The sequence below is a fragment of the Flavobacterium sp. GNP011 genome (assembly GCF_056428925.1).
The window spans coordinates 1-8,749 of the sequence record NZ_JBWJVJ010000033.1 but is presented as its reverse complement, the minus strand read 5'-3'; the positions used below and the strand labels follow the sequence as shown (position 1 = coordinate 8,749).

The 8,749-nt window shown below is 29.3% G+C and carries 10 protein-coding genes; 6 read left to right on the top strand and 4 right to left on the bottom strand.

All coding sequences use genetic code 11. The features are described 5' to 3' along the window. The 4 genes from AC061E_RS16345 to AC061E_RS16330 all read right to left on the bottom strand — a co-directional run. The coding region (locus AC061E_RS16345) for a TonB-dependent receptor (protein ID WP_478287211.1) at nt 1–1,303 on the bottom strand (1,303 nt) is incomplete at its 3' end. Between the two features lie 36 nt (nt 1,304–1,339). After that, nucleotides 1,340–2,041 carry a DUF2064 domain-containing protein gene (locus AC061E_RS16340; RefSeq protein ID WP_478287210.1) on the bottom strand — a complete coding sequence of 234 codons (702 nt, stop codon included), beginning with the start codon at nt 2,039–2,041 and terminating at the stop codon, nt 1,340–1,342. A gap of 144 nt (nt 2,042–2,185) precedes the next feature. Next, nucleotides 2,186–3,262: a hypothetical protein gene (locus AC061E_RS16335; protein WP_478287209.1), complete on the bottom strand. Its 1,077-nt coding sequence runs from the start codon at nt 3,260–3,262 to the stop codon at nt 2,186–2,188. Between the two features lie 308 nt (nt 3,263–3,570). Continuing rightward, nucleotides 3,571–3,756 (bottom strand): hypothetical protein, encoded by a 186-nt coding sequence (locus AC061E_RS16330; RefSeq protein ID WP_478287208.1) that lies wholly within the window; start codon nt 3,754–3,756, stop codon nt 3,571–3,573. 214 nt (nt 3,757–3,970) lie between these two features. Here AC061E_RS16330 and AC061E_RS16325 point away from each other — a divergent pair, with 214 nt between their 5' ends. The 6 genes from AC061E_RS16325 (at nt 3,971) to AC061E_RS16300 (ending at nt 8,686) form a co-directional block, all read left to right on the top strand. Continuing rightward, entirely contained in the window at nt 3,971–4,099 is a 129-nt protein-coding gene (locus AC061E_RS16325; RefSeq protein WP_478287207.1) for a helix-turn-helix domain-containing protein, read from the top strand. 83 nt (nt 4,100–4,182) lie between these two features. Next, a complete protein-coding gene (locus AC061E_RS16320) occupies nt 4,183–4,497 on the top strand; it encodes a HipA N-terminal domain-containing protein (RefSeq protein ID WP_478287206.1) in 315 nt (104 codons plus the stop codon). Continuing rightward, the gene (locus tag AC061E_RS16315) at nt 4,490–4,618 is read left to right on the top strand and encodes a hypothetical protein (RefSeq protein WP_478287205.1); all 129 of its coding nucleotides are present in this window, start codon (nt 4,490–4,492) and stop codon (nt 4,616–4,618) included. Before AC061E_RS16320 ends, AC061E_RS16315 begins: the two co-directional genes overlap by 8 nt. A gap of 370 nt (nt 4,619–4,988) precedes the next feature. Continuing rightward, on the top strand, nt 4,989–5,606 hold the full coding sequence (locus AC061E_RS16310; protein ID WP_478287204.1) for a sensor histidine kinase: 618 nt from the start codon (nt 4,989–4,991) through the stop codon (nt 5,604–5,606). Continuing rightward, nucleotides 5,572–6,291 (top strand): LytR/AlgR family response regulator transcription factor, encoded by a 720-nt coding sequence (locus AC061E_RS16305; protein ID WP_478287203.1) that lies wholly within the window; start codon nt 5,572–5,574, stop codon nt 6,289–6,291. The genes AC061E_RS16310 and AC061E_RS16305 overlap by 35 nt, the downstream gene beginning before the upstream one ends. 124 nt (nt 6,292–6,415) lie before the next feature. Next, nucleotides 6,416–8,686 carry a cation:proton antiporter gene (locus AC061E_RS16300; RefSeq protein WP_478287202.1) on the top strand — a complete coding sequence of 757 codons (2,271 nt, stop codon included), beginning with the start codon at nt 6,416–6,418 and terminating at the stop codon, nt 8,684–8,686. Nucleotides 8,687–8,749: the final 63 nt, after the last annotated feature.

The window sequence follows — 8,749 nt, the reverse complement described above, 5'->3', positions numbered from 1 at the left end:
CTAATATTGCTAATGTTTCATCGTTTGTTCCTAATACTACTACTTGAGGAGAAGTTGGGTTATTCGGTTTGGCGAAGTTCCATCTAAATCTACTATATTGTATATTACTTTCCGCAGAAATTTTCCCAAAAGAATAGGCATTTTTAAAAGCTATCAATATACTATTTCTATCTTGCGTATTCCCTGCTGATTGAAATGTTGCACCGCCATCTAATCCACCGCCTTGTCTTTCAATTGAAACTAATCCAACATTCGCACGCAAAGATGATCTAAAATTTGGATTCCAAATTTGATCCACTTTAGCAGAAAAATAATTAAATGTATTTGTTCCTCTTACTGTTTCATTGATACCAAATTGTGGCACATTAAGTAAATTATCTTTAACGTCTGTAGTATGTTCGAAATTCAAATAATAGAAAGTTTTATCTTTAACTATAGCACCACCAACGCCTGCACCAGCTTGATATCTTGCAAAACCATCTTTAACTTGATTTCCAGATAAATCACGTTGAGCGAATGTAGATTTACTATCAATTGCTGGACCTGGACGCGTTATAAAGAATGTTTCCCCTTTTAATTCATTTGAACCTGAACGTGGTGTAACATCAATTACGCCACTTCCTGTTAATCCATACTCTGCGGAAAAGTTACTTGTTAAAACGGTTAAATCTTTTACAAATCCTGATGGAATGGCAAATTTTTGTCCGCCAAGAAAACGTTCGTTATTGTCCATACCGTCAATTAAATAGGAAGTAAATAAGCCATTAGCACCATTTATACTAACGTTGGGTGCTTCATTATAAAATCCGGTGGCCTGCGATACATTGGGTAATCGATAGAGTACTCTAGTTATGTCTCGACCTTCAACAGGAATTTCTTGTATTTCTGCTGCTTTAAGTTCTGAAGATACTTCTGCATCTTGACGATTTATTTTGGTCGTAGAACCTGAATATAATATAACTTCATTTAATTGCTCGGTAGTGTTTTTTCGTAACACTAATGTCAAATTGGGATTTTGATTGGAACGGATACTTATCAAATTTGACTTTTCTGCAGCAAAATCATTTGATATTTCTGACGTAACTTGGTAATCATCTAGCGCTTCTAAATTTCTAAATATGGCTTTTCCTTGATTATTAGAAATTTGATTTAAAAGGATATTTCTACTCGTATTTTGTAAGGTTATAGGATAATTTGGTACAATTTTTTTAGTCGCATCGTCTATAACAGTGACAGTCAAATCTTGTTGGGCCATTGCAATTGTAGATATACAAAGCATGACCCAGATATAAAGATGTTTCATCTGGATTTTATTTAAATTATTTCGGTTTGTGTTTCACTAAGTTCTAATTAAACTTGGTGGTCCTCTATAATTTAAAATAATTAGTATTGAAGTAGAAAATTTATATTCAATAAAACAAAATACATAATGTAATTTGTAAGATAGACAAAGAAGAATATTTTTTAAATAACTATTGTAAGGAAGTTGATAAATTGCTTTCTTAAATGAGAAAGAAGAATTTATATCATTTAAAAATGGAAGCAAAAAAACCTTTTCATCAGCAAAAAATGAGATTAGATTTTTATGTAAATTTCTGGTTTGCCAATCAAAATTTTCCCAATCTAGTTTGTTAAACTTATTTTTTGATATACCCAATATGTAATCACCACCACGATAATCTGGACCAAAAACGAAATCATTTTTTTGAAGATGATCCTGCACTAAATGCAAGTGTTTTGTCTTTAACTCTGGACAATCATTTCCGATAACTATTAACTTCTCATAACCTTCATTGAATATGTTATTTATGGCATTACTTAACTTTTGTCCAAATGTTAATCCCGTCTGAGCGGATTCATTGACAACGAAAAAAGGTATTTTTGATTTTTGTGTTATTTTTAATACGTTATTGTTTAATGTACTCCAAAGCGTCATGTTATTGATACTTGAATCTAATATTCTTTTTGACTCATTTTCGCAAACTGCACTCTTAGCAAATATTAAAATAGCACAGTTACCTATCTTTGAAAAATGACTCATAATTTAAACGGATTAAAACTACATTTGCTTAGAGAATTGTAATTCAATAAATGTTTTATCACACACAGATACGAAGATATTGAATTGTTGGTTTTGTGAGGATGAACATTTGTATAAATTGTGTTAACGTTTTACAAATTTATTTTAAAAATGTAAATCGTCTTTATCAACGTTATTTAATAATTCATCATGGGCGTTAATAGTTGGATTGTACCAATCTAATTTTGATTTTGCCCAAATAAGCCATTCTTCGATTTCTGTACTTTTATTTTCTTTGTTTTCAATTGAAAAATAATACTCTTCAAGTATTTTGAATTTTTTCCATCGATGTGCATCATTGTAAAATTTGGTAAACTTGCTTAGTTCATTTGCTTGAAGTTTCTGTTTATTTTCATGAACGTTTATAAACTCATTATCATTATTTTTTTCAATTTTTAATTGACTTTTTATGTATTGTATTTCTTTAAATTTGCTTTCAATTTTTATTAATATTTTTTCAATTTGATTTTCAACCAATAGTGTATTTGTATCTGAAAAATCAAATGAACCAAATAATTTGATTTTGACAGATAATTTTCCGTTAGGTATAAACTCCCTTGATTTCTGTCCATCAATATTGATTGTATCTTTTGTGTCATTTTTTTCTCTAATGTAAATTTTCATTTCATCATTGTTGATAGAAACGATATGTAAGCCAGTTTTACGCAAATCAATTTTGTACCCTAATATTTTAAAATTTTTTATTAAAGTATCTAAAATTCTTAATGATCGAGAAATGTTTTTTACAGACACTATAATATCCGGAAAACCTCTGTCTGTTTGAAGCATTCCTTTTGATGGATTCAAAGATTCTAAATTTTTTTTCTCTTCAAAGTGCGCTTTAGTTTTTAAAATTAAATCTTCTGGTCGTTGCAATTGATCTGCTACTTTAAAAATTAATGATGTATTATTTCTTATTTTTTCCTTAATAATATTTTTTAACGGAGTATTTAAGCTTGAATTAAGCTCTGTATTCATAGTATTGATAATTATTTTTCCATCTATATTATTTTTAGGGAGTGGAATTATAGAAACACTTTTATCAGATTTCATTTTATTCCAATGTCCTTTTAGTGGAATTGGAATGTCATTTTTTTTACATATTTTCCTCAAAATTACACTAGGTATCATGTATTCTTCTGCCAACTTTACTATTGGCATTAACCACACTTTTTCATACAATTCTTGTCTATTTATCGTAAGTATTTTCATCGATGAATATATAATTTCTTATAACCACTGCTACTGCTCCCTAAATTATATTAAATCATGATCGAGATAAATTACAAATGATTAATTAATTATTAATTTATTGTAAATTTTATAATTATTTAATTTCAGGTTTTGACTTTAGAATACTGATTTCAATAATATCAATCTTGATTGTAAAAAATCTAATATTATCTTCTATTTATTAATAAGAGTAATTATCATCACTTTCATTTTTAGTTTTAAAATTATTCAATATTGTTTTAATAAATATTTCTTAGTTATAAAAATTTATTTAAAATTAAATGATAAAGGTGTTGATTTCCAGTAAGTTTAAAATTGATTTGCTTTTTCAATAAGTTTGTGTTTTTAACTTTCATTTGGCTTTTATCTAATTTTGCTATTACAGCTGTTTGATTTTTTTGATCCTTAATTGCTTTAAAACAGCCTGTTTCATCAATTTTCATTCTTACTCTTATTGATAGTTTATTAATTGATTATGCAATAAGAATATTTATTACTGTTATAGCAGTAATAATGCTTTTGTTTTTATTCGTACAAAAATTAAAACTACTTTTCAATAGATTTTTACTGCTAAAACAGTAAAAATTATCATTTTGTTTTAAAAAATATTAATTTAACCATTAAATTGTTTATTTTTTATCGTTAAAACATTATAAAATGGATGATTTTGATTTAGGGATTTTCATTAAAGACCATCGAAAAAAAGCAGGATTGACACAACTTGAACTAGCCGACTTAGCTGGAGCAGGGAAGACCACTGTTTTTGATATTGAAAAAAATAAATAAACAGTTCGTTTGAATAGTCTCTTGGCAGTACTCCGAGTGCTAAATATTAAAGTGGAATTCAAAAGTCCCTTAAATAAATAATTATGAGAAGAGCAATTGTATTTGCACACGCGAAAAGAGCTGGAATTTTAACGGACATTGCTGCTAACGACTACCATTTTGAGCATGATGAAAATTATGATGGTGAAGCGGTTTCATTGATCATGCCTACAACTCAGAAAAAATATAGCTATACATTCTTTCCACCCTTTTTTGAAGGGCTATTGCCTGAAGGTGTTATGTTAGAGGGATTACTACGAATTGTGAAAATTGATAAGAAAGATTATTTCTCTCAACTTATAACAATGGGAAATGATCTAATAGGAGCAGTAATGGTTAAATTGATGGAAGATGAATAGATGTCCGATTACGTATGAGCTGTGCGGTATGGATAAGTACAGTGAAAAAGGACTTAATATGAAAGCTTCTAAAGTGACTTATGAAAATCATATACCGTATACAGCTTTGGAACTTCACTAGAAATGGAAAATAGCACTAAAAATCTATCTATTAGCAATTATCAAACATCTTAGTTCACATTTATTTTTTAAAGCGTTAGAATGAAGTGACAGTTTTGGATTAAAACAATCATTTATTATCTGATTTATTCTAATTCCTTTAAATTTCCATAATCCCCGTTGGTTTAGAATAATTTTTACGTAGGTTAATTATTAAATAATTATAAAAAAATAACCCTAAATTTGTCAATTGACTATTTAGTGTTGTTATGATTGAGATACTTTCTTTTTTTATAGTTCTGTTGTTACTTTTTTCTGGTTTTTTGGCTTGGCGTTTATTTCATACAAATAAATCAAAGCAAGAACTTCATGATAAATTCAATACTCTCGAGATGAAAGTTGATAATTTGAAATTAGATACTTTAGAATCTCGCCTTAATCCACATTTATTTAAAAACATACTCAATTCAATACAATCACATGCTTATCAAACTTATTTCACTCTTGATAAATTAGCTAATGTTCTAGATTATATATTGTACGACAGCCAACAAAAGTTAGTTACTCCAAAACAGGAAATAGAATTTGCGCTAAATTTAATCGAGATTAATAAAATTAAGATTAGTCCACTTTTTGAATTGAAAGTAAAGAAAAAAATTAACGAGAATGAGAAACTTTATGAGCAACAATTATTGGCTCCATTAATTTCAATTGACTTGATAGAGAATGCTTTTAAACATGCCGATTTACAAAGTTCAGATGCTTTCATTACTATAGTATTTGAATTTAAAGATGATAGTTTTTCACTTACAGTATCAAATAAGATTTCAGATAAAAAAGCAATGAGAAAAGGACGAAGTGGAATCGGAATAACTACTTTGGAACAACGGCTTAAAATTATTTACAAGAATCAATACCAACTGGATACTTTTATTGACGATACTATTTATACAGCACATTTAAAAATAAATCTACTTGAATACAAAACTGAAATGCATCTTATTGGATGATGAATTACCTGGATTAATTTACATTAAAATGCTTTGCGAACAAATTCCAGAATTGGAGATTGTTAAATCATTCAATAATCCTGAAAAATTGCTTCAAGAAATTTCAATTCTTGATTTTGATTTGTGTATAACTGATATTGAAATGCCGGGAATTGATGGATTAACACTTGGAGGAATGCTGAAAGACAAGCTAGTAATCTTTACAACGGCTTATAAGAAATATGCTGTTGATGCCTTTGATATAGATGCAGTAGATTATGTAATAAAACCTGTTTCTAAGGAGCGTTTACAAAAAGCCATTACCAAAGCAGTTGTGCAACATGAAAAAATAAAAGATTCTAAAGGGTTTATTCCAATTAATACCGATAAGGGTAAGGCAATTTTATACATGGGTGACATTGTTTACATAAAACCTGCTGATAATGACAGCAGAGATAAAGAAGTTCTTACTGTCAATGGAACAATAGTAATTTTAAAGAACATAAATTTCGAATCAATTCTAAATCAATTACCGAAAGATCTTTTTTGTAGAATAAACAAAAAAGAGATTCTTGCATTAGAAGCAATACAGTATTATAATCACAGCGAAATTGTGCTTAAAAATAAATTCAAAGATGGTAAATTCATTAGTTTGGTTCTAAGCGATACCTACCGTTCCAACTTCTTGCAAATGCTAAAAATATAACTTGTTACAAAGTTTTACCAGCTTATTACATTGCATTAAAATTACTATAAGATTCGTTCTTTTTCTCGTAAATGACTTCTCATATTTGCACTAAAAATAGAATTCAATTTTAAAACAACAGTGTATGAAAGGTATCAAAAGCTCCGTATTTTACTTGATAATTATTGGTGGTTTTTCCTCTTTAATGTATTGGATTATTCTTAAAGGTAAGTTACTAGAAATAGGACAAAATATTGTTGCTAACCCAAAAGAGAATGGACATTGGGAAAGCTTTACAATATCAATGCAACATAATCTAGAGCATCCATTATCTATCCTTTTAGCTCAAATAATTACGATAATTTTAGCCGCACGATGCTTTGGGTGGATTTGTAGAAAAATTGGGCAACCCTCTGTAATTGGCGAAATCATCGCAGGTATCGTCTTGGGTCCCTCATTAATTGGGATGTATTATCCTGAATTTTCAGCCTTTCTTTTTCCAAAGGAGTCTTTAGGTAATCTACAGTTTTTAAGCCAAATTGGATTAATCTTTTTTATGTTCGTTATTGGGATGGAACTGGATTTAAAATCCTTAAAAAACAAAGCCCATGATGCTGTTGTTATTAGTCATGCTAGTATTATAATTCCTTTTGCTCTGGGAGTAGCATTGGCTTATTTTACTTATTCTTCCTTTGCTCCCAAAGGGATTGAATTTTCTTCGTATAGTTTGTTCTTAGGAATTTCTATGAGTATTACTGCCTTTCCTGTTTTAGCCAGAATTGTACAAGAACGTGGTATTCATAAAACTAAACTGGGTACTATTGTTATTACTTGTGCTGCCGCTGATGATGTAACAGCTTGGTGTATTTTAGCAGCTGTTATAGCAATTGTTAAAGCAGGATCATTTACCAGTTCACTATATGTTATCGGCTTGGCGGTACTTTATGTAGTAGTAATGCTAAAAGTTGTCCGCCCATTCCTTAAAAGAGTTGCTGAGATTAACAACACTAAGGAAAGTTTAAATAAACCAGTGGTGGCTATTTTCTTTTTAACCTTATTATTTTCATCATATGTTTCTGAGCTTATAGGTATACATGCTTTGTTTGGCGCATTTATGGCTGGAGCTATTATGCCTGAAAACACTAAATTCAGAACCGTATTTATAGAAAAAGTAGAAGATGTATCTGTGATTGTTTTACTACCCTTATTCTTTGTTTTTACGGGTTTACGCACTCAAATAGGCTTATTAGATAATCCAAATTTATGGGAAATGACAGCAGTTATAATCGCAGTAGCTGTTATAGGTAAATTTTTTGGAAGTGCTCTAGCTGCAAAATTTGTTGGTCACAATTGGAGAGATAGCCTATCAATCGGCGCCTTAATGAATACTAGGGGTTTGATGGAATTAGTAGTTTTAAACATCGGATATGACTTAGGGGTTTTATCGACAGAAGTGTTTACCATGATGGTTATAATGGCCTTGGTTACTACTTTTATGACGGGACCAGCATTGGATTTGATTAATTATATTTTTAAAAACAAGTCAACTTTTATTCCTGATGCCATTGAGAATAAAAGTAAGTTTAAAATTTTGATATCTTTTGCAACACCTGATAAAGGGAAAACGTTGTTGAGGGTTGCTAATAGCTTGGTAAGAAAGCAAACTAAAAATACCATTGTTACAACTTTGCATTTGTCGTCGAGTTCAGAGCTACATTCATTTGATTTGAAAGATTATGAAAAAGAAGTTTTTATACCTGTTCTAGCTGAGTCAGAGCAATTAAATCAAGATATTATTACACAGTTTAAAGTATCAAATGATGTTAATTCTGAAATAATTGAAACCGCTAATAAAGGAGAATATGATTTTTTATTAATTGGTTTAGGACAATCTATATTTGAAGGTACTTTATTAGGCAAAGTATTAGGATTCACAACAAGAATCATAAATCCAGACCGATTATTAGACAAGATTACAGGGAAAGAAGGGCTGTTTGAAAATTCTCCTTTTGATGAAAACACTAGACAGATTTTAACTAACAGTAAAATGTCAGTCGGAATTTTAGTTGATAAAGGATTAGAAAATCTTGATACTATTTTTATACCTATTTTTAGTAATGAGGATTCTTTTTTGATTGAATTTGCGCAAAAGCTTATTCATAATAATGGATCACAAATTACAATTATAGATTCCTTAGATTTTGTAAAAAACAATTCTAATATGCAAGAAACAATTCGATCAATTGAACAAATAGCACCCAATCATATAATGATGATGAGTGAGAAAACAATGAGTAAAGAGTTTTTGAAGCAACAACATTTAATGATAATTAGTTTAGAGAGTTGGAAGAAGTTAATTGACTCACAAAGTATTTGGCTAAATAACACACCTTCCATTTTAATTGTTAAACCTTAATTGGCAGTATTATGCCTCTTGAATTAAAAATTTTTTTTTCTTTTCATATTTTGTACAATCGAG